Annotated in this window: 26 protein-coding genes and 1 pseudogene; 16 read left to right on the top strand and 11 right to left on the bottom strand. The window is 61.2% G+C overall.

The window, feature by feature from the left end:
* Positions 1–13 precede the first annotated feature (13 nt).
* The 4 genes from QRN54_RS19390 to QRN54_RS19375 form a co-directional block, all read right to left on the bottom strand.
* Positions 14–241 carry a DUF6480 family protein gene (locus tag QRN54_RS19390; protein ID WP_285182851.1) on the bottom strand — a complete coding sequence of 76 codons (228 nt, stop codon included), beginning with the start codon at positions 239–241 and terminating at the stop codon, positions 14–16.
* A gap of 14 nt (positions 242–255) precedes the next feature.
* Positions 256–843, bottom strand: coding sequence for a type 1 glutamine amidotransferase domain-containing protein (locus tag QRN54_RS19385; protein ID WP_285182850.1), 588 nt, complete (start codon positions 841–843; stop codon positions 256–258).
* Positions 844–889: 46 nt separating this feature from the next.
* On the bottom strand, positions 890–1,078 hold the full coding sequence (locus QRN54_RS19380) for a hypothetical protein (RefSeq protein ID WP_285182849.1): 189 nt from the start codon (positions 1,076–1,078) through the stop codon (positions 890–892).
* A gap of 664 nt (positions 1,079–1,742) precedes the next feature.
* Positions 1,743–1,949 (bottom strand): hypothetical protein, encoded by a 207-nt coding sequence (locus tag QRN54_RS19375; RefSeq protein WP_285182848.1) that lies wholly within the window; start codon positions 1,947–1,949, stop codon positions 1,743–1,745.
* A 642-nt stretch (positions 1,950–2,591) separates the two neighbouring features.
* Here QRN54_RS19375 and QRN54_RS19370 point away from each other — a divergent pair.
* From QRN54_RS19370 to QRN54_RS19350, 5 genes are all read left to right on the top strand, one after another.
* Positions 2,592–3,269 carry a DUF3761 domain-containing protein gene (locus QRN54_RS19370; protein ID WP_285182847.1) on the top strand — a complete coding sequence of 226 codons (678 nt, stop codon included), beginning with the start codon at positions 2,592–2,594 and terminating at the stop codon, positions 3,267–3,269.
* Between the two features lie 55 nt (positions 3,270–3,324).
* Complete coding sequence (locus tag QRN54_RS19365; protein ID WP_285182846.1) at positions 3,325–4,452, top strand: TerD family protein; 1,128 nt, start codon at positions 3,325–3,327, stop codon at positions 4,450–4,452.
* Between the two features lie 148 nt (positions 4,453–4,600).
* Positions 4,601–6,196, top strand: a complete 1,596-nt coding sequence (locus tag QRN54_RS19360) for an exonuclease domain-containing protein (RefSeq protein ID WP_285182845.1) — start codon at positions 4,601–4,603, stop codon at positions 6,194–6,196.
* Positions 6,197–6,260: 64 nt separating this feature from the next.
* Positions 6,261–6,818, top strand: a complete 558-nt coding sequence (locus QRN54_RS19355) for a hypothetical protein (RefSeq protein ID WP_285182844.1) — start codon at positions 6,261–6,263, stop codon at positions 6,816–6,818.
* 237 nt (positions 6,819–7,055) lie between these two features.
* Positions 7,056–8,093 (top strand): hypothetical protein, encoded by a 1,038-nt coding sequence (locus QRN54_RS19350; protein ID WP_285182843.1) that lies wholly within the window; start codon positions 7,056–7,058, stop codon positions 8,091–8,093.
* Between the two features lie 336 nt (positions 8,094–8,429).
* On the opposite strand, the gene QRN54_RS19345 is transcribed toward QRN54_RS19350, so the two are convergent.
* From QRN54_RS19345 to QRN54_RS19335, 3 genes are all read right to left on the bottom strand, one after another.
* A complete protein-coding gene (locus tag QRN54_RS19345) occupies positions 8,430–8,777 on the bottom strand; it encodes a hypothetical protein (RefSeq protein WP_285182842.1) in 348 nt (115 codons plus the stop codon).
* 112 nt (positions 8,778–8,889) lie between these two features.
* On the bottom strand, positions 8,890–9,309 hold the full coding sequence (locus tag QRN54_RS19340) for a PASTA domain-containing protein (RefSeq protein WP_285182908.1): 420 nt from the start codon (positions 9,307–9,309) through the stop codon (positions 8,890–8,892).
* 52 nt (positions 9,310–9,361) lie between these two features.
* A complete protein-coding gene (locus QRN54_RS19335) occupies positions 9,362–9,562 on the bottom strand; it encodes a hypothetical protein (protein ID WP_285182841.1) in 201 nt (66 codons plus the stop codon).
* 1,222 nt (positions 9,563–10,784) lie between these two features.
* On the opposite strand from QRN54_RS19335, the gene QRN54_RS19330 reads away from it, so the two are divergent.
* The 8 genes and pseudogenes from QRN54_RS19330 to QRN54_RS19295 all read left to right on the top strand — a co-directional run bounded on the left by QRN54_RS19330 (position 10,785) and on the right by QRN54_RS19295 (position 19,338).
* Positions 10,785–11,798 (top strand): hypothetical protein, encoded by a 1,014-nt coding sequence (locus tag QRN54_RS19330; protein WP_285182840.1) that lies wholly within the window; start codon positions 10,785–10,787, stop codon positions 11,796–11,798.
* The gene (locus QRN54_RS19325; protein ID WP_285182839.1) at positions 11,788–13,272 is read left to right on the top strand and encodes a hypothetical protein; all 1,485 of its coding nucleotides are present in this window, start codon (positions 11,788–11,790) and stop codon (positions 13,270–13,272) included. The genes QRN54_RS19330 and QRN54_RS19325 overlap by 11 nt, the downstream gene beginning before the upstream one ends.
* 123 nt (positions 13,273–13,395) lie before the next feature.
* A pseudogene (locus tag QRN54_RS19320) lies at positions 13,396–13,845 on the top strand (TerD family protein); the annotation flags it as partial.
* Positions 13,846–13,926: 81 nt separating this feature from the next.
* On the top strand, positions 13,927–14,565 hold the full coding sequence (locus tag QRN54_RS19315; RefSeq protein WP_285182907.1) for a TerD family protein: 639 nt from the start codon (positions 13,927–13,929) through the stop codon (positions 14,563–14,565).
* 1,616 nt (positions 14,566–16,181) lie between these two features.
* The gene (locus QRN54_RS19310) at positions 16,182–16,307 is read left to right on the top strand and encodes a hypothetical protein (RefSeq protein ID WP_285182838.1); all 126 of its coding nucleotides are present in this window, start codon (positions 16,182–16,184) and stop codon (positions 16,305–16,307) included.
* A 720-nt stretch (positions 16,308–17,027) separates the two neighbouring features.
* Positions 17,028–17,165 carry a hypothetical protein gene (locus QRN54_RS19305; RefSeq protein ID WP_285182837.1) on the top strand — a complete coding sequence of 46 codons (138 nt, stop codon included), beginning with the start codon at positions 17,028–17,030 and terminating at the stop codon, positions 17,163–17,165.
* Positions 17,166–18,284: 1,119 nt separating this feature from the next.
* Positions 18,285–18,413, top strand: a complete 129-nt coding sequence (locus QRN54_RS19300; protein ID WP_285182836.1) for a hypothetical protein — start codon at positions 18,285–18,287, stop codon at positions 18,411–18,413.
* Positions 18,414–18,510: 97 nt separating this feature from the next.
* A complete protein-coding gene (locus QRN54_RS19295; RefSeq protein WP_285182906.1) occupies positions 18,511–19,338 on the top strand; it encodes a PDDEXK nuclease domain-containing protein in 828 nt (275 codons plus the stop codon).
* 265 nt (positions 19,339–19,603) lie between these two features.
* On the opposite strand, the gene QRN54_RS19290 is transcribed toward QRN54_RS19295, so the two are convergent.
* Both QRN54_RS19290 and QRN54_RS19285 read right to left on the bottom strand, forming a co-directional pair.
* Positions 19,604–19,942 (bottom strand): hypothetical protein, encoded by a 339-nt coding sequence (locus QRN54_RS19290; protein WP_285182835.1) that lies wholly within the window; start codon positions 19,940–19,942, stop codon positions 19,604–19,606.
* Between the two features lie 362 nt (positions 19,943–20,304).
* Positions 20,305–20,508 (bottom strand): cold-shock protein, encoded by a 204-nt coding sequence (locus tag QRN54_RS19285; protein WP_285182834.1) that lies wholly within the window; start codon positions 20,506–20,508, stop codon positions 20,305–20,307.
* Between the two features lie 463 nt (positions 20,509–20,971).
* Between QRN54_RS19285 and QRN54_RS19280 the strand changes: the two genes are divergently transcribed.
* Entirely contained in the window at positions 20,972–21,301 is a 330-nt protein-coding gene (locus QRN54_RS19280) for a hypothetical protein (protein ID WP_285182833.1), read from the top strand.
* A gap of 1,755 nt (positions 21,302–23,056) precedes the next feature.
* Here QRN54_RS19280 and QRN54_RS19275 read toward each other — a convergent pair.
* Complete coding sequence (locus QRN54_RS19275) at positions 23,057–23,485, bottom strand: hypothetical protein (protein WP_276117561.1); 429 nt, start codon at positions 23,483–23,485, stop codon at positions 23,057–23,059.
* Positions 23,486–23,861: 376 nt separating this feature from the next.
* Between QRN54_RS19275 and QRN54_RS19270 the strand changes: the two genes are divergently transcribed.
* Both QRN54_RS19270 and QRN54_RS19265 read left to right on the top strand, forming a co-directional pair.
* Positions 23,862–24,347, top strand: coding sequence for a hypothetical protein (locus tag QRN54_RS19270; RefSeq protein WP_276117562.1), 486 nt, complete (start codon positions 23,862–23,864; stop codon positions 24,345–24,347).
* 38 nt (positions 24,348–24,385) lie between these two features.
* Positions 24,386–25,354: a hypothetical protein gene (locus tag QRN54_RS19265; RefSeq protein WP_285182905.1), complete on the top strand. Its 969-nt coding sequence runs from the start codon at positions 24,386–24,388 to the stop codon at positions 25,352–25,354.
* 40 nt (positions 25,355–25,394) lie between these two features.
* Here the strand turns inward: QRN54_RS19265 and QRN54_RS19260 are convergent, their stop codons facing one another.
* The gene (locus QRN54_RS19260) at positions 25,395–25,604 is read right to left on the bottom strand and encodes a DUF1272 domain-containing protein (protein ID WP_285182904.1); all 210 of its coding nucleotides are present in this window, start codon (positions 25,602–25,604) and stop codon (positions 25,395–25,397) included.
* Positions 25,605–25,990: the final 386 nt, after the last annotated feature.

Below are 25,990 nucleotides of genomic sequence, written 5' to 3'. Positions count from 1 at the left end.
CGAAACGCAGAAATCATGCCAGTATGGCCACCGCGGCGATGACGAAAACGATGACAACCAACGCGACCGCGACCATCGCTGCGATCCCGGTTACTGGAAAGCGTTTGACGGTCGCAGGCTCGGGTTCGGACAATCCCGACGTCTGCGGAGCGCCGGGTGGGGTGCTCCCCGGCTTGACCCCGCCTCCGGGTTCCAGGTCAGGGGTATTGTCCGGATCTGGTTCGGGCGGTGTAGAAGTCACGACGTACCTCCCGCTCAACTTCCCTCGGAAGTCGTCGTCGATACCTGGGACTGCCCGAGCGTGTCGGTCAGCGTCGCGCAGAACGCCGGTAAATCATCGGGGTTGCGGCTCGATATCAACGTATTCGGGCCCGAAGTACAGACCACGACTTCTTCGTCCACCCACGTGCCGCCCGCGTTCGTGATATCGGTACGCAAACTAGGCCACGACGTCAAAGTGCGACCGGCCACCACTCCTGCTTCGACCAGCGTCCACGGTCCGTGGCAGATCACTGCGACAGGCTTACCGGCTTCGAAGAAACTCCGGGCGAACGCCACCGCGCCGGGATTCATGCGAAGGAAATCAGGGTTGGCCACGCCACCAGGCAGGACGAGAGCGTCGTATTCAGACGACTCCGCCGACTCGACCACCGCGTCCACGTCGAAGACATCAGCTATATCGAGATGATTGAATGCCTGGATGGTGCCGGATTCTGTCGAAACGATCGATGGCTGAGCGTTTTCCGAAACCAACGCATCCCACGGGTCTGTCAACTCGATCTGTTCGACTCCCTCCGTCGCCACGAGGAATGCCACTTTCTTTCCTGCGAGCAATTGACTCATGCTTGAACGTTCTCCCTCATCGTCGTCACAACCGTCGAGCGACTGTTCAGCTGGATGCGCCCTCGGTGTCGTCGAAGAACGACCACTCGCCGTCATGGCGAACTTCCATGCGCCATCCCAGTTCCGAGTTGTCGGCCCGGGCATCGACGAACCAAGCATGCGCATCGTCAGCGCTCTCGATCTCGCGCGTTGCGGTGACGTCGCCTGCAGGATTGATCACTCTGTAAGTAGCCATTCAGGTCAGCTTCCCCATCCGACGTTTCTTCAATCATCGACTGCGACGACGACGTGTCAACCCGTAACGGCACCATGAACAGTCAGGCGCTGACCCCACGCGTCGTACGCCGACTGTTCGGTTCACGCTCACAGGAGTGCGCGAGGTAATCAGAGAGGTCGCCCGGTATGCGATCTGAGTCGTCAGAAGTAGATTTACGACTTGGGGTCCCCGCATGTCGCCGATACGCAAATCGGCGGCGATCATCTCGCGCCGAGGGGGCGAAGCCATCGCAAGTCCAGACACATCACCGCACCCATGCCGATACTCAGCACCACGAGCAACAGAACAATCTCCAGCGCCGTGCTTCCACCCCTCTGTTCGGGCCGGCGGTCAGGCAGCGGTCATGCCGCTAAACGCGGTGGGCCTCGATTCGTCCCTTGCGGAGGCCGTGGAATCCTTGGCACACGGCAACTCTCCGACATCTCTTGCCACACGGAGGTCTCCGGAAGGCGCGATTCCCAGATCTCGCGCCTCCACCTTTCACACTTTCGGATCCCCTCCACACCCCGACATCCACCACAGGTCCTGCTTCACCAACCCCCGAATTATTATCCAGCTCACGCGCTCAGGAAATGTGGCTTCTCCCGTGGTGGGTCAGCGAGGTTCCGGCAGAACTCTGATTTCAGGTCCGAGAGCATCGGGTTCCGCGATGCCCACCCGGTGGCAGTTTCGTGGGCAACAATCGATCACGATCGTCGTACCGCTGCACATGCAACCCTTGACTGCTTCCACCGTTGGCGGCGGTTGCAGCAAGAATCGCCTGACTGTCGGATTCGAAGAACTCGTCACCGCTCGATCCGTCCGCGAGCGTTATCTTGTATCGCTCCATCACGCCACCGTCAACTTCAACGCGAAACAGTCTTGTAGGCACAGTCTTTTCGACATTTCGGCGCCCATCGACCACGCAACAGCACACCTATCTCGAAGACCGGTTCATCCTGCGTATCGACAACGGCACACGACGAGATCATGTCTCACTCGAATAATGCTGGCGAACGCCCAATTCGCTCTTTGCTCTTGGATTGCCAATTGGGATTGAGAGTTATCAGATCAGGGTAAACAAGACGGCCGGCACTCAAGGCGGAACGCGAAGCCCGAGTAACACTCACCCGTCAAGGCAACCGCCCCACACCACCCCTGATGTGGCATGTTCATAGCCTCACAGTCGGGCGGGAATGCGACGATCCTCGGGATGACTGTGCAGACCCAGCACCACCGGGAATACCAATTGCAACAACCCCGAACATGATCTGTGCGCCATTGCAAACGCATACGAACGTGTGATCTCGAATTGTCGGCTCTGCCGACCGACAGGCCCTACCGGTAGTCGAACCTCTCTACGGAAACAAATCCGCCGACGAAATCATGCGGGCACGCCACCCAAAACGGGACACTCCTCACATTCAACCCATATCGACGTGATTGAATTTGCCTCGATATTGCTTCACGATTGCTGACTTCAGGAGAATTCGTGGCCACCTTCTTGATACTCGTGGGATTGATCGCGCTCGTCATCGGTGTGATCGCGCTCCTGCGCGGCCACATCGGCTGGGCTCGGATCCCCAACAGGCGAACTGCCGTCATCGTCAGCCTCGTCGCGTTCGGCGTCATGCTCACCGGCGGCGCGCTCACACCAGCCCCGGCCACCTCGGTGTCGGACCGAAACCTCACCAACTCGACATCGACTCCCCCGCCGCCGACCAGCACCTCCACCACCACCGCCCGAAAAACGACGACGACAACCACCGCGGCACCGACCAGCACGACCACGACACCACCCCCGCCGCCAGCGACGACGTCACTCGTCCCAGCACCGACACCGTCGACCGAAGCCGCGATCGCGCCCTTCGTGCCACCTGCACCTGCACCCGCACCCGCACCCGCACCCGCACCCGAGTACACCGCACCGCCTGCGCCGTCGAGAGGCACGACCGGCGGCGGCACTTCCGGCGGTGGCACTTCCGGAGGCGGCTGGGACGACTGCATCGGCGGCTACATCAACACCGCAGGAAACTGCATCCCCTCCCCACAACAAGCGCCCCAAGCACCCGCAGGCGCCACCGCGCAATGCAGCGACGGCACCTACAGCTTCAGCCAAAGCCGACGCGGCACCTGCTCCCGACACGGAGGCGTCGCCAGCTGGCTCTGACACACTTCGACAAGGACACGAAGAAAGGAAAAGCCGAAACGCGTTCGGCTACAACATGACTGTGATACTCACACGGGGAGAAAACACAACACTTCCCCACCCGGCAATCAGCATCACGGCCACCGGAGTCACACCAGGGACGGTCGATCTGCTGGTGCTCCAACTCGGAATGAACGAAAAGACTCACACCGACGACGACCTGATCTTCTTCAACGCCCCTATCTCGAAGGAAGGCGCGGTGACACTCAACGGTGACCACGTAGAGCTCGACCTCGACCGAGTGCCCTCCGACGTGCAGTTCCTTCGTGTGGCAGTCGCCCTGGACGAATCGGCGAGCGGGACGCTCGCCGCAATCAAAGGACTCGGAGCCGCGCTCACCGACCTGTCAGGAAGGCATATCGTTGCCGCCGCATCGGGTTTGAGCACCGAGCGCGCTGCAATTTTGTTAGAAATCTATCGCCGAAACGGCGCCTGGAAAACCCGGAACATCTCCGCCGGCTGGGAAGCCGGATTGGCTGCCCTCGTCACCGCGCACGGAATCACTGTCGACGAGGAACCCTCCGACACAATCTCTGTACCGGCGAAAACGACGAACGCAGCGCCCACCGGTCCTTGCTCGTCGCCTCCCGAATCGACGGTCCTCACCGTGTATCCGGTCGAGAAGGAATTCCTCGTTCGCCGTGGCGGCACCGAATCCCATTACACCGTCCCAGCAGGCTTCAAGATACTTCACCTCGATCTCGAGCAGATGTTCCAGGTCGCGTTGACCAACACAGGCATCGATCCTGAGAACACGTGGTGGGAACTCGGATTCGACCCAGCCGACGAAATCGACGAGTACACAGCCAGCCGCATGACATTTACCGCCCACCCCGGCCACACCCGACCGCCCTACGGCATCCGGATGGTATTCGAAGAAGACGGCACGAGAACCAAACACGGTTATCGCTCCGACCTGGACCGGCCGGAATGGCGAGGCGGCGTCCGCACTGATCCGTGCGAGTTGAAAGAGTTGATCTTCGATATCGGGCTGGCCGTCACGAACGCTGTCAAGGACGGATACCAGTTCGACGGGCCGTGGATGTTCCGCATCATCGACGACCCCGAAGACGGGAAGTGTCTCGAGAGTTTCTGCGCAGCAACGTGGATCAAACCGAAGCGGTGGCATGTCGCACCGCACTGATCGAACACACCACCCACGTCGCGCTCTCCAGCCCCCATTCGATCAGCGCTTCGACAGGTGCTCGAGCCACGCATCACAACACGACAGTGCCCGAAGGACGTGCCGAATGTCCCCACCGAACCCGATCCTGCCGAGATAGGACACCCCGATGCTCGACTACACGACAATCGATTTCGAGACCGCGAACTCGTACCGCGGCTCACCATGCTCGATCGGCCTTGTTCGCGTCCGCGACGGAATCCCAGTCGAAGAACGGCACTGGTTGATACGGCCGCCGGAGCAGGTCGACCATTTCGACAACTTCAACATCGCACTGCACGGCATCACACCAGGAATGGTGGCCACCGCACCTCGATGGAAAGACGCCCTACCAGCCATCGTCGCCTTCATTGCGGGCGACATCGTGGTCGCGCACTACGCCGGATTCGACATCGGCGTCATCCGATATGCCTGCGCCGTCGACAACATCGAATGGCCGGAAATTCGGTTTCTCTGCACGATGGTCCTTGCGCGGCGCGCCCTATCGCTACCGACCTACCGCCTGCCGTACGTCCTCGACGCGCTCGGAGGAGTAATCGTGGACCACCACGACGCGCTCGCAGACGCCCGCGCCGTAGTGGGGGTCGTTCGCGGACTCGCAGCCGCCCAAGGCGTTTCGGACCTCGACGCGCTCGCTGCCTCGGTCGGTGTCAGCATCGGCCGAATGGCCGGCGGCAGATACAAAGGCAGCGTCGCAACTGTTCCCAGCACAGGTGGCGGTTCTTCCCCTCTCCTTCAGCCTGACATCAACCCGAACGCCGACCCCGGTGGGTATCTCTACGGCCGCGTGGTGGTGTTCACCGGAGCGCTGATGTCGATGACACGGCAGATCGCGTGGGAGGAATGCGCACGCGTCGGTGCCGCCGCCAACGAGTCGACGACCAAACGAACCAACGTACTCGTCGTCGGCGACATCAACCCTGCCGTCCTACAACCGGGCTCGAAGATCACCGGTAAGGCTCGGCGAGCGTTCGAACTGCAGGAAAAGGGCCAAGACATCGAGGTGATGACGGAGGACGATTTCCTTCGCTGCCTGGGTGGGAAACTCCTCGACGAACCCGAGGTTCTACTCTCGACCGAGGTCGTCGACGGTTCTATTGCATCACCGATACCCAACCGTCTCCGGACGGTTCCGATGGCGCTGCGCCCGGAACCTCAACCGCCACAACAACCAAAGCCACCCCGGGCGCTGCGTCGAACACCCGTCCCTACCACCCAGGCATGCTCCATCGACAACTGCACTAACACCGCGGCATTCAAAACACGCACGAAACCGACATGGTGCGAGCAGCACATCATCGAGCAACAACGCCGCGGTGGACTTGCCCCGCTGGAATCGTTCACTCACCCCGACGACTGGCAACTGACCGAATGCCTGACGTGCACCGTCCGGGCGCACTACCGGTTCGAGTACACCCTCGACAAAAATACCTACGCCGAGTCGACGTGCCGTGCATGCTTCTGGCGAGGGTGGGCGGCGCAGTCCCGGGAAATGCAGGGCGCGTGCGCCAAGGTGGACTCTGTTCCGCACGAAACAGCGAAAACTGTTGCGGAAGAACACGGGTACGAGTACCTCGGACCGCTCACGGCGCCGTCACTGCCGAACGACCCGCACCACGTACGGTGCCGTCGATGCGGACGAATCAGCGCTGAACGCCTCAGCGACATTTCCTCCGGCTGCTCGACCTGCACACCCCGCAACTAACAATGACGGCCAGCGCCTAGAGCACAACCCGCCCATACCCAATCCATTCTCCGAGGAGCACCCCATGACCACCACACCACACACATATCTTCTTCCACTCGCGGTGATCGAAGAACCCTCCGGGAAAGTATGCATCTGGCACATCGATGTCGGACCCGACATCGGCTTGCCCCGACTGTCCGGCGCGTGGGTACTCGAACGCGACGACACCAGTACGATCGTCAACCTTGTTCGCGGTCGGCACGTCGTGCTGTGCAACGACACCGACATCATCACTCGCGAAAACATCACCACCGCAGGAACAGTCGATATCGATGCCACGGTCGACGCCGTCATTGCTGAACGTGATGCACTGCAGGCCCGCTTCAACTCCCACGCCGCCACGCGCAAGACACTAGTGCCGCCGACGTGGCCGGATATCACACATCCGAAAGTCATCGCCGCGACTGTCCCTCGCACCGAGACCATCATCGAACAGACCGGAGATGCGTTCCCGCTGGCCCGGGGGTTGAACGTCCTCGCCCACGTCTGGACACAGATCGAAAAGCAGCGCCTGGCAAGGCCTTTCCTCATCGAACCCGACGGGCCCCATCCGCGGCCACTGCCGCTGATCCTGCGATAACGACTACTGCGACGCGGCACTCGCAGAAAACATTGTCGATCACAACATGCCGTGCCCACGAGCAGCATTTGTGAGATCGGCGCAACCGTCGTTCGGATGATCCCTGCCGCTAGGCACCCTGCCTCTCACCCGACTCGCGCCGCGGCAGCAACCTGACAGCACTGCCGGAGGTCGCTTGCCGAGTCGTCTATGACTCCCCGGGCTTCGGTGACCGGCACCGCAGCGGTGGTGAGGTTCATGGCAACGACGAAGCAGAAACTCGGTTGGGGACTAGGCACTGTGTTGGTGCTGGCGATGTTCCGAAGTTGCATCAACGACGACGGTCCATCGACCAACTCGATCGCAGCGCCCACGACCTCCACTCAAACCTCACCCACGACAACCTCTGCGGTACCGATCCCGGTACGAAAGCGAGTCGAATGGGAAGGCACGGTCCTCGACTACGACGCAGCCGGATCCGGCGCAGGCCTCTACATCGACGTCGACGGAGAACGAACCCGCGTCGACATCAACCACGTCGGCGCAGTGACCTGCGGCGGCTACACCGCCTCCGACTCGAATCGCGCGGTGGTGCGGCAGCGGTTGACCGAACTTGCACCGATCGGCACCGCCGTACGGGTCGTGCGTTCCATGCCCCTCACACCTGGCGGATACGTGTACATCGCAGGACCAGCCGACACCACCATCACCGCAACTGCAACGGAACCGGCCACCACGGCCGAGTCAACAACTGCATCGACAACGGCATCGGCCGACACCACAACGACTACAACAGAAAAGACCTCGGGATCGGCCACCACAACCGGCGCCCCCTCCACGGCGAACACCTCCACCGGTACCGAAATCCTGCTCAACGAAGCACTTCTCGCCGAAGGACTGGGCACCCTGGACATGCCCGGCATCAACCTGTCCGTCCTGTCCACCACATCACTCGATCAACAGCTCACGGCAGCCCGCCAATCCAACAACGCAGCCCCGAACTCGCTACAGTGGCCGGCACTGTTCACCGCGTACCAGAACGCATGGGACAACCACATCGGATTGCAAGCACAATGCCGAGCCGACGACGATACCGCGATCATCAAAGCAGAACAGAAAACCGAGCTCGACCGACTCCGGGCCGGCCCCGACGGCGTCCTCTACACCAGCGACGACGATCGCACGACATACAAGTTCGACGACAACGGAAACATCTACATCGACACCCCCACCTACACCAACAGCGGCGGCGGAAGCGGAGGCGGTAGGTTCTGCCGTCGTAGCCGCTGGTGCTGACAAACACCACCAATAACTCCGGCACGCTCGTCTGGCCGACGCTCGATACTGAGCAGTACCGCGCGGCCTTCGCTACCACCCTCACCGTCGAAGCCGAAGACCAGATCGACTGACCGCCCTGGATATACGCGATTACATAGCGGACGATCTCGACTGTCGAGTACATCGTCGACATCACGACGATGTACTCGACTTACCAACTCCGCAATCGGTGGCACTGGCTGGCGGGTAGGTATCCAGCTGAAGCTGTGCGGTTTCACTACTCTTCTGCAGTCGGGGGCTTCAGGGTGGGCTACCACCTCGCCGACAGGCACGTCACGATGGCCGAAGTCTCGCTCACCAAGCATTTGCCAATCCGAACTCAGCTGATGTGACTGTGTCATCGATGACGCGCTCCACCTTCCATGCGGGCATACCGTAGGCAGGTAGACCCTTGACCTCGCCGATGAAGTTCACTTCCAACAACATCGCGTAGGGGCCACGTGACCATGTGGTTCGGGAGATCCCGAGTTCGGTGTTGATGATCTTTACGCCGCCCATCGAAGCGTCGAACGGTGTCCGGATGCCTCCGTCGGTCAGGAAATTCTGATCGGCGCTGGTGTTGTATTCGGCAGCGGAACGAGCACGTTCGGGCGTGGTGAAAAGTGTGACCTCCAATGCCAGTCGAGTTCGGCGTTGGCGCATGCCCAGGTCGCGATTTCTTCAGGGTCGGTGAATCGTCCGCCAGCGGTGGGGATGTCGGTGGATGAATCGGTTCGAGTCACGAAACCTGCGGCCTTCAACACTTCGATGTCGATCAAGTTGCAGGCGTCATGTGGTGGTACGGCAGGGGGTGCCGGGACACAGTGGTTGACGTTTGCGGCGTTGAAGGGAGGGGTGTCATTGTTGTCGTGGGTATCGGCGACGATGGCACGGCGGTTGACGCGATTGCGGGAAGAGTTGAATCTGTGGTTGAGGCCTCCGCGCCGATCTCGTCATGTTTCAGCACACCAAGCGTGATGGTCTTGTTCTGTCCCACCTGTGTATTCGCTGCAATGTTTTGTTCCGTGACAGTCCAGTTTCCAACAGCGAACACCTTGCGGTCGTCCCCGCTACTGTCGATCGTTTCGACCTTCAGCGCAATTGATCTGAGTTCTTTCTTGGCATCGTCCAACCGCATCCCTACAACGCTGGGGACGATAGCGTTCGGGTCCAGTGTTACTGCGTCCGAAAGCACTCCCGCTGCGATGAGGAGTGCGATTACCAGTGGAATTCCCACGGGCAGCCAATTACGCCCTGGAGACAGGGATGGTGTCTTCGCTGGGTCGCCCCCCCGTTCCGTCGGTCTGGGCGGCGCCGCCACCGGTCGTTGCAAGGATCCGTTTGATCGCTCGCCTGCGCGCAACCGACAGATACAAGATCGGTACGAGGGTGAGCGCGAAATAGCCGAGCGCCGCGCCGTAGTCGGGCTCCGAAGTGAAGGCGCACATGATCGCGCCGAGCAACAAGAATACGGAAATCGAAAGGGCAATAGCTTTTTTCGTTTTCGATAAATACAACACCAAACGTCCTTTTCAAATGTTTTCCATACTCACCACTACACGGTCGATCAAGTTCAAGGTCGATCGATCTCCGCTTGCCGAGACGTTTGCATTGGTTGCACGCACGCAATTACGGCCGCAGAATGCGAATGTCGCCACCTTACATTCCGGAGCGAGTGGCGGTTGGAACATTTCCGGGTTTGTCGCGTAACTCGATGGGGGCGGTGCTGTTCCGGGACGGCGGTCGTTCCCACCTCGTTCAGTCGATTCATTACGTGACAATCGATCTTCGTCGGATCGCGGGTGTCCATCACGAAGATCGTGTGGGCAGGTGCGCTCGGTGCGGATTCGTGTTCACCGCCGAGTGGCGAGTGTGCCGTGCACCTGACTTTGGGGGCTGTCCGGAGGGAGCTGCAAGCTCGCGGCGTGATTCCAGTAGTCGGTGCGCCGAATAGGGTAAGGGTCTGGGCTCGGGAAGGGCGCGATCGTGGGACATGGACGGCCGCAACGCGACCGAGTGGCGCCGGGCGGCCACCAGTTGTGAGGCGTGCCCTTGCTGGCGCAGTGCCGCGCGGATACGAATTCTGCGATCGAGTTTGCAGTTGACCCTCGACGAATGACTTTCGGCCGCCAACGCGTACGACAATCACGGCAAGGTCGTCGATCGAGATCGGTGGAGCTGCATGAGTCCTTGACGAGAGCGCCTCGCCCACCTTCGACATCGACGTCGGCGGCGTGAGTTCCATGGTTCTACCGCCAACGGTCTTGGCGGTTGCAATTGACCCACCGTCGTGGGATCTCGATGAAGGTTCGTACCGTGCCGGGTTGGATGTGTGAGGGGAGCGTTTCCGCTGTCTGTCAGTTCGTGAGCCCCATGCTTCGCGAATGGACGAAGGTGGGCAGCCTTTGAGGATCTCTATCGGGCGCCGCCCGGTCACCGTGCACACCAGTTTCCTACATCTCCAAAGGATCTCTGCGAAGCTTGCTTTCCCCCTTACAAATTCGGACGAGCTCTTCACCGTGGTCGCCCGAAACAGCGTCGGGGGATCGCCGTAGTTGGGGGAATCATGACGAAGCCAGCCACTTCGAAACCAACCGGTGCGTCCACTTTGGCGGCCGTGTCCGATATTGTCCTGTCGCCAGGACACAGCGACGGAGTTCGGAGATCTCGATGGTTGAACCGCTCAGGATGGACAAGGCCAAGCAAGGCTTCGACAAAGCCGTCGGCAGCTTGGACAAGGCTGTCGGCGGATTCGGCAAGTTCGCGCGGAATAGCTCAAAGCAGCTGATCGAGCAGACCAGCGACCTCGAGGACGTCGCCGTAGGCAACGGCGGGAAGCTGACCACGAAGAAGCCAGACCCCTACGAGGAGGCCATAGCCCAGTACAACGGCGCGTTCACTTCGATGAACGACAAGGGCCTTTCTCTCCTACGCCAGCGCGAACGCTCGACGGATCTGATCGAGCTCGTCGAGGTGCTCGTGAACAGCGTCGCTCACACCCCCAAGACGTTCGAGACCGACTTCGACGAGATCCACGTCCACAAGACCGACTTCCTGGAGGCGGAGGAGTTCGCACGCAAGGACCTCGAAGCCGCGCGAAAGTCGGCTGCCGGCGCAGGCGCTGGGTTCACCGCGGGCGCCGCGGTCGCGAGCATGGCTCCGACAGCTGCATTGTGGGTCGCCACCACCTTCGGCACCGCATCGACCGGCACCGCGATCTCCACTCTCTCCGGAGCCGTCGCGACCAAGGCTGCTCTGGCCTGGCTCGGAGGAGGAGCCATCGCGGCCGGAGGCGGAGGCACTGCGGCAGGTGGCGCCTTGCTCGCTCTCGCCGGCCCCGTCGGCTGGACAGTCGCGGGGGCAACCCTCCTCGCATCAATCGGGCTGTTCGCGAAGAACAAGTTCGAGAACCGCGCAGCGAAACAGGAGGCGCTGACCGCGGTGAAGCAGAACACCGTGCTCGTCAAGGGCATGGACGCTCAGATCGACGACCTCCTCCGGCGCACCACCTCCCTTCGTGAGCTGCTCCTGCAGAGCTACGGCGACGCGCTGGGATACTTCGGCGCCGACTTCCGCGCGCTGCCCGCGCCGCAGCAGTCCCAGCTCGCCGCGCTGGTGAACAACACAAAAGCAGGCGCGGCCCTGCTGGGCAAGCGAATCGAGCAGGACCCCGATGACGAGTGACGCGGCAACACTGACGAGTGACGCTGCAACACTAGGCAAGAGCAACCAGGAACAGGCTGTCGCTGCCTGGGTGAACTACCTCAACCAGCTCCGACTGGAAAACCTGCTGAGCGCCCTCAACCGGCAGGACGTGAACCTCCTGGACGCGCTCGCCAGCCTCCACGACGCGATGCGGAGAATAGACCTCGAGGTGGTTGCCGCTAATCGCGGCGGAGTCAAGGGCATGCACGGCTTCATCGCCGAGGTCGCAGAGGTGGGCCTCGGCAACGCGCGCAGCCAGATCCTCGGTAACGGCCCTGTCTATCAGTGGGTCAATGACAACGGCCCCGTGGACCTGATGCGCGGCGGCGTGGAGATTCAGCAGAAGTTCGTCGCGGCCGGCGGCCGCTTCGGCCTCGGCGCGATCGCCGAACACCTCGAGAAGTATCCCGACTTCGTCGAAAACGGTGGAAAATACCAGATCCCCCGCGACCACTTCGAGGTGATCCGGAAGCTGCACGCCATGCCACGCGAGGATGCTGGCAAGCTCCTGACACTCGGCGGCGACGGCCCCTCGCTCAAGGACTGGAACCGGATCCACGCATTCTTCGACGAAGGCTCTGTCGGCATCGAGTCCCTCGAACCCTCGCACCTGGAGTACTCCGAAGTGCAGAAGGGCGCTTACAGCGCAACGCTGGAGACAGAGGAGGGTTCCCTCCGCTCCACCGACCAGTCCCTGCGCGGCGATGCCTACCAGGAAAGCCGCCCGACCCTGCGCGAGGGCACGAAGGCCACCCTTGCGGCCGCCGCGATCGAGGGCGGGACCGCCTTGGCGCTGGCCGTGGTCGAGAAACGCCGTGCGGGCAAGCATCTCAGAGATTTCACTGGCGGGGACTGGGCCGACATCGCAGGCGAAGGCGGTTTCGGCGTCGCCAAAGGCGGTGTCCGAGGGTTCAGCATCTACTGGCTTACGAACTTCACCGCCACCTCCGCCGCTGTCGCCAGCTCGATCGTCACCGCGGCCTTCGGCGTCGCGGAGCAGGCGAACAAGCTTCGTCGTGGCGAGATCGACGAGCTCGAGTTCATCGAGAACGCGGAGCTCGTCTGCCTCGAGACCGCCGTCAGCGCCCTGTCCTCCTGCGTCGGGCAGGCTCTCATCCCAGTGCCCGTCCTCGGCGCCGTGATCGGCAACACCGTCGGCATCATCATGTACAAGACCGTCTCCTCCTCCCTCTCCCAGAGGGAGGCTTCGCTGATCGCGCAATACCTCAGCGAACAGCGGGCGCTCGACGAGCAACTCGCCGCTGAGTACCAGGAGCTCATCGACAAGCTCGATGCGAGAATGTCCGACTACCTCGGGTTGCTCGAACGAGCCTTCTCACCTGACCTGGAGGTCGCCCTCCTCGGATCCGTAGAGCTCGCACTCGATCTCGGGGTGGCATCGGAAGAGGTCTTGGATTCCGACGAGAAGGTCCTCGCCTACTTTCTCGACTGATGAGGTTCGTCGTTAGAAGCTTCGGCGAGCCCAGACATCGTGTGACGCCGCAACATCCAGTCACCGACGCACAGTGAAACACCACCAGCGACGCCAAACAAAAGCGACTACTCAGGAGAGAACATGACTTCACTTACCCGCGGCCAGAACACACCACTGACCTCACCGCAGCTCACCGTCGACGTCACCGGCGTCACCCCCGGCACCGTCGACCTCATGGTCTTCCAAGTGACAACGACCGGACAAGTACGAAACGACCACGACTTCATCTTCTTCAACCAACCTGCCTCTCCCGAAGGGGCAGTCCGGCTCACCGGCCCGAGCACGGTCACCGTCGACGTCACCAGAGTGCCCGCCAACATCAACTCCCTGCGCTTTGCCGTGAGCATGGACGATTCGACACCGGGCACCCTTGCCGGTATTCGCGGCCTCGGCGCCGCACTCGGCCAGATCTCGGCACCAGCACTGGGCCTGACTACCGAACGCGCCGTGATCCTGGCCGAAATCTACCGGCGCGGTGACCAGTGGAAAATCCGCAACGTCTCGGCCGGATGGGACAGCGGCCTCAAAGGTCTTGTCACCGAACACGGTGTCGCTGTGGACGATACCCCGAACCATCCTCCCACTCCCCCGACCACACCCGTTCCGCCTGCGATTGTTTCACCGCCACCCGCCGCCCCGCCCGTTCCGCCGCAACGCGTCCAACTCAGCAAGATCACCCTCACGAAAACCAGCTCCACCGTCTCCCTCGCCAAGAACGGTCAAACCGGGACGATGCGGATCAACATGAACTGGACCCGCGGACGACGCGGCCTCTTCGGCGGAGGCGGTGCAGTCGACCTCGACCTCGCCTGCCTCTACCAACTCAAAGACGGATCCAAAGGCGTCGTGCAAGCCCTCGGCAGATCATTCGGCAACCTCAACTACCCGCCTTACATCAAACTCGACGGTGACGACCGCTCCGGCAACACCACCGGCGGCGAAAACCTTCACGTCAACCTCGCCCACCTGAGCGAATTCACACGCATCCTGATCTTCGCCTACATCTACGACGGAATCCCCAACTGGTCAGCGGCCGACGCAGTAGTGACCCTGTACCCACCCACCGGACCCGAAGTGGAAGTTCGACTGGACTCCCACAACAACCGCGCACGCACCTGCGCCATCGCCCTACTCAAAAACGAGAAAAACGAACTCACCGTCACCCGAGAAGTCCGCTACATCAACGGAACCCAATCCGAAATCTCCAAAGCCTACCGATGGGGCCTGAAATGGAGCGCCGGCAGAAAATAACACCCGCTTCCTCACGAACCCGCCACGCACCAAGATCGGATCCGCGACCATTCGACCCAAGGACAAGATCCGCCTGTCTGACTCCCGCACGTGCGGAAGGGCCATCTCACGCCAAGACCTACGTTGGGTATCGTCGCATTCGAGGCCCCGCTCTACTGACGAGAGCGGGGCCTCTTCGTATCCGAGCAGTGAGGTGTCGGGTACACGAATGCGTGCGGAACTGCAGCGGATACGGAAATCGCCCGCCCGGCCCGGGAATTACACTCACCCTCGCTTGGCAGGGCCACACGCATGCCCATATGGATTCGAACGACCGAGCTGACACCGACACTGACACATCAGACGTGAGTACATTCTCTCGACGTCACTTCACCCCCGCCCCGGCGGTAGTGCTCGGCGCGCCGCTGGCAGAACCCCGCGCGCGGGGCCACCCACTACCCAAGTCGTCCCGCGCTGAATTCCTACCCAATTGGACTGTGCCAACCCACCAGGCCCACTTCGTACGCGAAGATCACCGCATGCACCCGGTTAGGTCCACGATCTCGGTATTGGACAGCCCGGTTGCCATGGCCAGCAACACTTCTCGATCACGCGATGTCAACGGTTCGAGCGGCATCCGCAGCCACGTTCTCGCCACCCACCGCCGGCGAGAGAGAAGGCGAAAGCTGACGGCACATCGGGCCGGCCCCTCCCCGTGCGGCGATGGACCGGCCCCTTCGCCGATCGAGGTTCCCGCCGGCTGGAGCGAGAGGAGCAACGGGCACCGCCGCTCAATGCCGCCCACGTCAGCGAAACCCGCCCATGCCGTGATCGAGGCTGCACGGGCCCTACAGCTCCAACACGACACCCGAAGACCCAGCGCCCAGGTCTTCGGTTCATTCTGGCCCGGCCAACGGAAGAGCCTCGACGCTCTCCGTGACGTTCCGCGCTGCCGATGCAGAATGCCCGTAGCGCTTCCCATCACTCAGCCCGGAGCACTCGACTCGGGACGGCGCTATCGCCATCCGCGCTCCGTCTGGCAGCAGAACGACCCCGGATAGGATCATCGTTTGTCCCTCCACAGCGGCATCGGCAGTCAACACAGCAGGGTGAGTGTTTGCGCCGACTAGACCGACTAACCTTTACATCGGGTCGGGGCCCAGACTGTGAGAGTTGCAGAAGCCGATGAGAAACGGTGCATACCGCACGCAATGCCGACGCTGCAGCAGCGTGGTGTACGACGGGCCGTGGATCTTGCCGACGGAACGACTGCAACTACAGCAAGATCACCGCAAATCCTGCACTGCGGATATCATTTCGATCCGAGCGCCCCTCTCGACGTCATCTCAGATTGCCACCACGAACTCACCAATCACACACCTCGCCTATCAGCCGGGAGTGGGTGAAGCTGGAAATGGCGAGCCCCGAAGTTACGATGCGGCTACCGTTGCAGGTATGGTCGCAATGTAAACGTACAGCACTGATGTTGTTCGTTTACCAGCCCTGACGGTCCCCTATCCTATGTGGCCGCCAGGGCTACCCTGTTGCAGAACGAAAAATGCTGAACCTAGTTACTTTCGGCAATCATCTGCGGCGGGGAAGTCGGAGTATCCCACTGACCTCGAAACGGAAATGTCGTGAAACGGATCGCGCTGTATCTGACCGCAGGAGCCCTCTTCGTCGCCTTTGTTACCCGTTCACTCGGTTCACTGGTCTCAGCTCAGCCTTTCGGCGTGCCGTACGGGCATCGCCGCATCTACTGACGAACCCGCTCCTCCCTCCGCAGTTCGAGAGGAGGTCAAGGAGAGACCGACAGCTAGTGGCAACCCAGCGCCCTAACCTCGCCACTGAACGCGACGACCCACGGAACCCCGGTGTGCTGGGCGCCGGACGAGCGCCTTACTCGATGTGATCACACCTCCAGAGGGAGTGTTTGCAGCGATCGAGGAGGCTGAACTCCACCCTGCCTGGGAATAGGCCTCGCCATCTTCGGTACCCGTGTCGAGCCGCGCGATTGTGAAACAGTGAACAAAGCGAACAGCAGGCGGACTCCCTGACCCGAACTTGATGATCCTCGCGCTCGCAGTGGCCGCCGGCCTCACGGCAGGAAAGCTCGACTGCGACGACACGGCCTTACTCAAGCTTTAGAATCTCACTTTGCGCGCCGCCTTACGCGATCGGCGTCAGACGACAGCCCGGGGAGTGGCCACTGACCCGGCTACAACTTGGCCGCGTTCTACGCTCTCGCCAGCTCACGTTTTGAGGCACCGAACACATAGTTGTGCCAGTACCGCTCAGTCGCCGCTCCCGCACAGATCACCGTAACCTGCGATTAAAAACGCAAGTGCACCAACAACTCTGGCCCTTCCGATATTCCCTGCCCGGACCACAGGGAAGTTCCCGCAGCCATCCCGGTGAAACACTGGTAGCCCGAACCCCGATAGAGGCCCTAGATGCCGTCCACATCACCTCAGGAGCAAAAAATGGGTTCCATCGAGATAATGACCTGGCTACACGAAGGCGCAAGCGCCGGCGACCCGATCCGCGGTCCCCTGTACGTCGCCGCGTTCATCGTCATCGGACTCGTCAACATCGTCACCGGCGGCGGCCCCGTCCTCTAAACTTTACGATCGAATGATCTCCACCTGCAGAGATCGGCCCCACATGGCGGACGACTCGCGAACCAGGCATCTACCTGGATGCGCGCCGCGCCCCGCTGACATTCGACCCATTCCCGTGGAATATCCTCTCGTTCAACAGTTCACGGCGAACTGATGCAACGCGCCAAGGGACACCCGAAGAACGACATCTTCGCGCAGCACTTCGGTGGACAAACTACCTCGCCTCCTGTCTCCTCAATTTGGCCGCTCTATCCGAGCTGTCTAGGCGCAAGCTCGCGCTGTCGACCGTCAGCTGCCGGCTTCTGACACCCGCGAAAACACCCCGCAACGACGGAACCCATTCGAGCGAAGATTAGTGCACCAGGCGATCACCCTCGACGACGGCCGCCTGGTGCTCGCTGCTGAGGGTGGCCTAGAGCTCGCCTGAATCTATCCGCCTCGTCGAAGAGATTCACCGTCACCCGAGAAGTGCGCTACGTCAACGGAACCCGACCCGAAATCTCCAAAGCCTACCGATGGCCTCAAATGGAACTCCCAACAAAGAACGTCATTTCCTGACGCGTACTGCTGCCAGCGCTCACCTCGGCGAAATCCAAGCCCAAGCCGGGAACCATACCCACCCTTACCCACCAATCTCACAAAAGACCGAGATGTCTGTTTATGGTGGAGTCGGGTCACGCGTCACACGCGAACCCACACGGAAAGAGGGTCATCGGCGCTGTGTGCTCGGTGCCGATGACGAACCAACCGCCCCCGACTTCACCTCCGGAGCCGGGGGCCACCAGCAACCCGCGGGACAAACGCTGAAAACATTGCTCATCCGTGAACCGTTCGGCATGCCTCACCGTTCGCGAGCGGGATGTTCGTCGCGTTGACCCAGGGTGCGCTTCGGCGGATCACACATAAGCTTCGCCGGATCTCCACGACGAGCCGCCGTCTGCTACGGACACCAAGTTTCCGCGAACCAGTCTATAAGACAGTATGTTTCGTTGTCGAGGACACATTTGCAGTTTCACCACGCCACTGACGGGTACCCAGGACAACGGCGGCACGCTGCACACGTGACGGGTCTCGATATGGCTTCTGAACAGTCAGCACCGAGCCGATAGGAGCCATTGCATGTCCACGCGAGCAACGGCGGATGTGCACGATCCGCCGATCACCGTCACCAGTAGTCGGCGGATCGCCCACGTCGCCCATCCGTTCGCGCATGAGGTCGAGAACTTCTCGACGGCCGCGACTCCCTGACTGCCCGCGTACCGGCACAGTCCAGAAACAACGACAGATACCGCTCGTCGCAGCCTTCCGCGCACGCACGAAGACCGCCCTCGATGTGCTGTGAAGAATCGTCGAGTTTTCTGATCGCCCGCCCACGGCTGAGCGCAACCTCGTCTACACGCGAACTTTCGCGGACGAGTTCCCCAAGCCAATTGTGCAACAACCTGTTGCACAATTGCCCTGGGGGCACTTCACCGTGCTACTCGATCGGCTCTCCGACACCGCAGTGCGCGCTTGGTACGCCGAACAAGCCGCCCAGCACGGCTGGTCGCGAGCCACCTTGACTCACCACATCAGCAACCGACGACACCTGCGAGTCGGAAATGCACCGAACAACTTCCCCAGCACACTCGCCACGCACGAATCCGACCTGGCCCACAGCATTCTCCAGGACCCGTACAACCTCGACTTCCTCAACCTCGACTCCGAACACAGCGAACGCGAACTCGAAGACGCACTGATCGGACGCCTGACCCATTTACTCAGCGAACTCGGAGTCGGCTTCGCGTTCGCCGGACGCCAGTACAAGATCACCGCCGGTGAACACGACTACTTCCTGGACCTTCTGTTTTTCCACCTCGGGCTGCGCCGATTCGTGGTCTTCGAACTCAAAGTCGGCCAAGCCGAACCCGAACACATCGGCAAGCTGCACTGCTACGTCAACGTCGTCGACGATCAACTCCGCAAACCCGAAAACGGGGACAGCGCAACCATCGGCAACCTGCTCGCAGCCACCCGAGACGACATCGTCGTCGAATACGCACTACGGGGAGTCGAGTCACCACTGGCGATGATCACCTACACCACCTACCGGCAACTACCCGACGACATCCGCCCGTCGCTACCCACCGCAGACGACCTTGCGCACTCCCTCCGCGATGTGCCACGCCAGTAGAAGCGACCATCGAATACACACTTGGCTATGCCGCAACCCCTTCGACTCTGTGGACGCCGAACAGCGCGAACAGCAAGCTCTTCGATATCAGCAAGGAATCCAGCGGCAACTTGGAGACGGCTTCGCGTCCACAACCAGGTCAGAAGCGATCTGGTGAGGTCGGGGAAGCTCGGACTTGTGCCGCCATGTTGAGGGCACCGTCCAATGGTTGAGCGCTCTTACGACCCTGCGCCCGCCGGGGCGCTGCCCGGATCACGCGACGGGCTCACGCAGTCGCGAACGCCGCGGCGCAAGACGATCCAACCGCGGCCCGATCCGGGACACCGTCGGTAACCGTGACCTCGACCCAGACCGGCAATCGGGCGACGACGGCGCCGAGCACCGTGTGAAGATCCGCGACCGTCCCGGTCGCCGTGAACTCGGCGACACGATCGCGGGGCATGCGCTCACCACCGATCACGCTACCCGCCCAGAACAGGACAACCTGCATACAGGGATACACCATCGCATACCCCGAATTCGCCTGCGACAGCAGCGGAACGACGTTGACGAGCTCGTCGCCGCCGTCGAGGATCTCGACGATCAGGCCTTGCAGGGCATCCACCCAGCGGAGCTGACCTCACCCCGTCATCGAGGATGCGGTTCATCTCACCCTCCGCCGACCGATTACACACACGCGTCCACTCCGTAGGCAGATGCACGACGAGCAAACACACACGCCCGAACCACCTGCGCCCCAAGCACAAGAGAGCTGAGGACCTCAGTCCTGATAGGAGCATTCCGTGCATCCACACCCGAACCGCAATGTCAGGCAGCAAGACGGCGGGAATCGCACGCGGAACCAGTGGCGGATACCTCGCGTTCTCGCTGCAGTTTCCGCGCTTGGTCACCGGTCCAGTGTCACCACAACGCACCTCGGCCCCGGGCAGGCGGGAGCCGGACACTCCCCCGCCCCGGCCACCTACCTCACAGGGCCTGAACGTCGACAGCCTGAGGCCCCTTCACACCGTCCCCGATCTCGAACTCCACGAACTGCCCCTCTTCGAGAGACTTGTACCCCGACCCGGCAATACCCGAATAGTGCACGAAGACATCCCCACTGCCATCGTCAGGAGAGATGAACCCGAACCCCTTTTCCCCGTTGAACCACTTCACGGTGCCGCGCGCCATAACCTGATCTTCCTTCCCGTTTCCTGGCCGAACCTCTCGACCACTACGAGCAATCCTGCCAGCGACGCGCTCGCTTCCCGGCCCCGACAGGCATCACTTTTTTCGAGTACATTCACGCCGGGGCCGGACTCGATAACGAAGATCAACTCGATCCGTCCCACGCGTGCACCGCATCGGCTCAGCTCCTGATCACATCTTCCCGCCCAGCAACTGTGATGAATGACTGCACACGGCCGGCGGACTGACGATCGGGCATCTCACCCAATAGCAGTTCATCTACGTTTACTTCACGTAATCAGTTAGCACTCGGATCAATAGAGCGCTAACTTGACTGAGGTCCGTGTCACATAAGGGGAGACGCCCGACCTGAGTCACAGCCACAGGGTTGGTCGAACCTCAGACGCGAAATACCGACCATGTCCTCGTCACGACATCAGCCACACCTCAACCACGAAGGAGGAACATGACCGCCGCCATCCCCCACAACCCCCGTACCGCAAACCCCATGCGCCCCTCCGTCGATCGCACCGAAGCGCACCCGCAACAACCCTCACGACTACCCACCGCGTCGATCATCTTAGGGGCACTGTCCATTTCGGCGTTCTGGCTGGTCGAACTCAGCTTCGTGCTGGGGGTCACCGCGGTGATCTGCGGCGCCGTCGCCATCTCCCGGTCCACCGTTGCCGACAGTGAAGCAGCATCACTACGAGCCTTACTCGGCATCGTCGCCGGTACCGCCGGGATCACCATCTCCACCGGCGCTGCACTCCTGCCGATGCTGGCAGAATTGTGAAAAACACGAGGATGCATCGCGCGCATCCTGCAGACGCCGCACAGAGGCGTACCTCGTGGTGTCAGAGCAGCAAGCATCGTAGACTTCTCTGCTCGACATGAGACAAGTTCAGCGAAGACCCCAGCCAAGTCACATCCCCCCAACGCAGAGACTTCGAAGACTCTGCAGCGCAATACAATAGAGAAGAATCCGAAGACCACTCGGGCCGACGGCTGGGCTACAGGACGGCGAACACTGCCGCACCATTCCGCCGGTACCTCCTCCTCTCGGACGGCTCACAGATCGCACGCCGGCAAGACCACGAGAACCACCAGAATGGATCGCTGTCATGTCTCGCCTCGCTGCTATGGCCACCGAACCACACACCGACACAGTCGCGCACCAGAAAACCGCCGCAGCCACGCTCCGCGCAGCGCCACTCAGGGTTGCAGCTGCTCGGCAGATGCCCCGAAATCCCGATCAACCACGTGCCTGACCACCCAGGGGGATAGGGAGAATGCCGACCAATCGGCCCCGGGCATGGCATTGTTCTCACCCAAAGGTCGAGTGAGGCGCGACACCCCACATTCGTTGAGGAGAAAGGCGGCTCTGATGCCCCGAGCCGGACTGACAGCCTCGGCCGTCCCGTATCAACACCCTGCTCCTCGAATCTCTCACCGGAACCCTACTCACTAGCTCAGAGGCGCAATACATTTCGAACGCCACCGAAGCCGTCACCAGCTACCTCGACACCACCTCCGGACGACGACGATAATCACGACGGGTTGATGTCCGGAATTCCCCGATCAATCGAGCACTCCTGGTCTGTTCGTGCACGTGAGGTCATCACAGAACCGTCCACCATGGAAGACGGCCGAGCTGCGAGAGCGGGTGATCGACCTACTGCCCGGCTGCCTGGATCAAGTGTTACCGCGCTCGCATCACCAAATCCTCTCGCGCCGATATCATCCAACGCCTACGAAAATGTTCCCGCAGCATCCGGCCCCTGACGCTACGAACACAACGACGAAGAGCATGAGAGCACGCCGCCGAAGGGCGGCACACTCCGAACCAGTAAGAATGTGCCGGGCCGACGCTCGTGCACCCTCACTCAGCTGGGCCAATGCTCGAAAGTATCAATGACTTTGTGCTCGTCGGGGCGCCACGGCGTGAGGTTTCGTCAGCGTCGCGCACCACCCCCAGCTCCGCTGCGATGTTTCTTACGGAATGTTCAAGGGTGCAATTCTTTTCGCAACGCCGCCCGTTGCAACGGTGTGAGGAAATTATTGGCCCGGGCTGTGCCTGCTGCATCCATATCCTGATTTACTATCCCACGGCAGGATCGGTGCTTCTGGGTGAACGACCGGTCCTGCCTCACAAGCGGGCATCACACCGGTCGCGTGTTCCTCACGCGTAGAAATGGCCCCACATAGAAACCCGCGTGACGGGCGATTCGGTCGACTGCCCCGACAGAGTACCTAACCACCGAACACGTCACCACCGACCGGACAGCAGATGCGATGTCAGAGTAAGCGACGCAGGCTCGCAATCCCTCAATACCATCGAGCTACAGGTTCGCAGCATTCTGGTTCGAACAGGAGGTAGCGGATCAACAAGAGCTGCCGCTTCGCTCAACGTCACGGTCCCCGGCCACGCTGAGGCCCCGCGGACCCCGAACAACAGCGCCGCTGCATACACCCACGCCACCGAAACCATGCATCAAGATCACTCACACAGAATTCGCCACAGGCAGCATTCCCCCCCAATCAGAGATGATCAGCTCAGACTCAAACCACCGAGTAGCGCACGCAGCGGACCCAGCAGATCTTCGACACTCGAGACGACACTGGTTTCACCCACCCGTACAGAAACGGTGTTTTCGAACTTCGTCTTGTTGTTGTCCTTGCACTCCCACGACACGGAATAGAGACCTGCTGCGTACGGGCCGAAGGTGATCGACTCGACGGCAGCACCGTCCTTGTACTTCGCTTCCTTCTTCGCCACCCGTGTCTCGGACGAGTCGTAGATCTTGAATTCGCACTCGCGCAATCCGTTTGAATCGGCAGTCGGCGTAACGGTGATGGTCAGATCGTCGTTTCCGACGACACCGACGGTCGGCGCTGCAGCTGCGATACCGCTCGACAGTAGAACAACCGGTGCGGCGAGCGCTGAGACAACAGATGCGCGGAACAGGGTTCGGTTCATGAATCCTCATATCTGGAGTGAAAGCCAAGTGGGACAGTTCAGTTGATGGTCTCCGCGCGCGACACAGTACACGTCCGGGAGAATCAGATCGAAAGATAGCAGAGATTCATTGGTTGTAGTTGAGCTACGATTTACTCTGATCGATCACTCATTGAGGTGACGTGAAGGCACAGATATCTCCGTACGTTCCAGGTGGTTTCGCTGTACTGAAGGAACCGACGTAGCTCCCCATCTCGGGAACCTTCGGTGTTATCGTCCAGCACAGCCGCGTATCGAGATGCGGTATTCCGCACAGTATCAAACATTTTCGCGCTCACGGATCCACCGAGCACCCGTGTCTCCGGTTTGCAGCGCCGAACGAAAGAAGCAACCGAACATGAAGCACACCGCCATACGTACCGCCGCTCTGGCCAGCTTGACCGTGCCACTTCTGCTTCTGGCCCCGGCATTGGCCTCGGCCGACCCCGTCGTCACCGTCACCGCCAACACCGACCTCACTATCACCGTGAACCCGGTCGCCGACGAGAACGGCTTGAAGGAATGCGAGTTCAAGATCAAGAACTCTGCAGACAAGACCGTCGACGAAAAGAAGATCAAGTACGTCAAAGAGGGGATCGATGTCGGCCCCATCTCTTTCGGCCCGCTCGCGGTCGGCGACTACGTCGTGAAATCGGAGTGCGAGACCATTCCGGGCAAGAAGTTCAAGACGAATATTCCCGTCTCGGTAGCCGAAGTACCGATCGTCGACCCCGGCACAACCGAACCCGGCACGACGGAACCCGGCACAACCAATCCGAGCACCGGATCTGCAGATCTCGGATCGTTCTTCGAATCCATCTTCGGCAAACTCAGCCAGAGCTGACCCACTTCCGCAGCAAAGGAACACTGTTCGTGAAATCGATGCCGGTAGCGCTCGCGCTCGCAGCAGCAACGACGCTGAGCACCCTCGCCCTCATTTCAACGGCCGAAGCTACGCCGAGCCCGCAGCGCACCGTCGTCGACGCTTCCTCGTGGAGGGCCTTGTGCACTCCGACCGACAAGGGACTCGAGGAATTGTCGGGCCTGACTGTCACCGGCGGAAGTATGTACGCCATCGGTGACAGCAATTCCGACGACCGTGTCGCCGAACTGGACTCACACTGCCGCCTAACGCGGTGGATACCGGTCTCTGTGCCGCGTGTCGACGTCGAGGACCTGGCGGCTTCCAGCGATGGAACTCTCTGGCTCGCCGACATCGGTGACAACAAGGCCAAGCGCTCGGCTGTCGCCTTGATTCCGATGACACCCGACGGTGTCACCACCGGCGCACGTCGACTGTCCTATCCGGACGGCGCCCACAACGCCGAGGCACTCCTGCTGACGCGGGCCAGAACGCCGATCATCGTGACCAAAGACTTCTCCGGAACCGCCGGAATCTACACTCCGGCAGCCCTTGCCACCGTTTCCGAACTCAGCACCACAGTGGTCACTCCACTGCGGAAAATCGGGTCCGTGACCATCGCACCCACGGCGACGCCCGGGGGGTACAAAGGTACGGAGGGCAGCAAGGCCGTGACAGGCGGTGCCGTCAGCGCCGACGGAACCGTAGCGGCACTACGTACATACTCGGACGTCTACCTCTACTCGGCCCCGGACGGAGACATCGCATCCGCGCTCACCACGACCGCCCCGGTACGTGTCCCGTTACCCAGCCAGCCACAAGGTGAGGCCATCGCCTTCACCCCGGGAGGTGACCTGATCAGCGGATCGGAAGCGAACGGCGGCGCCTTGCCACCACTACTCGTCTTGCGCGGCGCAACCCCGCTCGCCCACGTCGGCACCGGGGCAGTCGATTCTCTCGATCCACTCCTCGCGCCGTTCGGATCATAAAACATCGAGGACGCCGGAACTCTTGCGCGGGGCGAAGTAGCTACCTACCGATCCGACATGACCACCCCAGACGAATTACTCGGGCTTGCGCCACACGAGCAGGACGCGCGGTCGACTCGCCGCCACAGTTCGGGCACTCGTTGCCCACCGCCGCCGAACAGTCGACGCAGAAGGTGCATTCGTAGCTGCATAGTGATGCGACGGAAGCGTTGTCGAGACAGGTACAGCACCTCTCGCAGATTGTCTTCATCGCCAACATTCACCGCTCCTGGAGTCGTTCTTTGCCTCGGGTGCCACCGAAAGAAGTGCCGCTTCGAGCGGCCAGTTGCCGAGAGGCACAAGACGGGCACCGACCCTGTGAAGCCGCTGGACACCTGCAGGTGCCGGCGGCTTCGTCATATCTACCAGGGCTTCAGTAACTCAGTGCGCCTTCCAACTCGCACTGAGTCGTCGCAGAGAGCGCCACCCAAGGAAAGTAGAAGATGAAGACGACAAGCTCGACCCGATGGCGAACAACGCCGCAAGCCAGATCCAGAAACTATCCTCGAAACGGTTTAGATGCACGACGAGGGGTATGAGCGACAGCAAGCCCGGCGAGCTATCGTTCCGCCTGAAGGAATGAAGTGCGTGAACAGT

This window comes from Rhodococcus sp. MEB032 (assembly GCF_030208925.1).
GTDB lineage: Bacteria > Actinomycetota > Actinomycetes > Mycobacteriales > Mycobacteriaceae > Rhodococcus_F > Rhodococcus_F qingshengii.
Note: the sequence above shows the minus strand (reverse complement) of the source record. Positions and strands in the feature narration are given on the sequence as shown.

Excerpts from the sequence above, each read along its gene's own strand:
- QRN54_RS19280 (WP_285182833.1), top strand. The coding sequence starts at position 20,972 with ATGACCGCCGCCATCCCCCACAACCCCCGTACCGCAAACCCCATGCGC.
- QRN54_RS19385 (WP_285182850.1), bottom strand. The coding sequence starts at position 843 with ATGAGTCAATTGCTCGCAGGAAAGAAAGTGGCATTCCTCGTGGCGACG.
- QRN54_RS19350 (WP_285182843.1), top strand. The coding sequence starts at position 7,056 with ATGGCAACGACGAAGCAGAAACTCGGTTGGGGACTAGGCACTGTGTTG.
- QRN54_RS19265 (WP_285182905.1), top strand. The coding sequence starts at position 24,386 with ATGCCGGTAGCGCTCGCGCTCGCAGCAGCAACGACGCTGAGCACCCTC.
- QRN54_RS19330 (WP_285182840.1), top strand. The coding sequence starts at position 10,785 with ATGGTTGAACCGCTCAGGATGGACAAGGCCAAGCAAGGCTTCGACAAA.
- QRN54_RS19305 (WP_285182837.1), top strand. The coding sequence starts at position 17,028 with ATGGGTTCCATCGAGATAATGACCTGGCTACACGAAGGCGCAAGCGCC.
- QRN54_RS19345 (WP_285182842.1), bottom strand. The coding sequence starts at position 8,777 with ATGCGCCAACGCCGAACTCGACTGGCATTGGAGGTCACACTTTTCACC.
- QRN54_RS19275 (WP_276117561.1), bottom strand. The coding sequence starts at position 23,485 with ATGAACCGAACCCTGTTCCGCGCATCTGTTGTCTCAGCGCTCGCCGCA.
- QRN54_RS19325 (WP_285182839.1), top strand. The coding sequence starts at position 11,788 with ATGACGAGTGACGCGGCAACACTGACGAGTGACGCTGCAACACTAGGC.
- QRN54_RS19380 (WP_285182849.1), bottom strand. The coding sequence starts at position 1,078 with ATGGCTACTTACAGAGTGATCAATCCTGCAGGCGACGTCACCGCAACG.
- QRN54_RS19335 (WP_285182841.1), bottom strand. The coding sequence starts at position 9,562 with ATGTGCGCCTTCACTTCGGAGCCCGACTACGGCGCGGCGCTCGGCTAT.
- QRN54_RS19360 (WP_285182845.1), top strand. The coding sequence starts at position 4,601 with ATGCTCGACTACACGACAATCGATTTCGAGACCGCGAACTCGTACCGC.
- QRN54_RS19300 (WP_285182836.1), top strand. The coding sequence starts at position 18,285 with ATGTCCACGCGAGCAACGGCGGATGTGCACGATCCGCCGATCACCGTC.
- QRN54_RS19355 (WP_285182844.1), top strand. The coding sequence starts at position 6,261 with ATGACCACCACACCACACACATATCTTCTTCCACTCGCGGTGATCGAA.
- QRN54_RS19375 (WP_285182848.1), bottom strand. The coding sequence starts at position 1,949 with ATGGAGCGATACAAGATAACGCTCGCGGACGGATCGAGCGGTGACGAG.
- QRN54_RS19270 (WP_276117562.1), top strand. The coding sequence starts at position 23,862 with ATGAAGCACACCGCCATACGTACCGCCGCTCTGGCCAGCTTGACCGTG.
- QRN54_RS19285 (WP_285182834.1), bottom strand. The coding sequence starts at position 20,508 with ATGGCGCGCGGCACCGTGAAGTGGTTCAACGGGGAAAAGGGGTTCGGG.
- QRN54_RS19260 (WP_285182904.1), bottom strand. The coding sequence starts at position 25,604 with ATGAAGACAATCTGCGAGAGGTGCTGTACCTGTCTCGACAACGCTTCC.
- QRN54_RS19365 (WP_285182846.1), top strand. The coding sequence starts at position 3,325 with ATGACTGTGATACTCACACGGGGAGAAAACACAACACTTCCCCACCCG.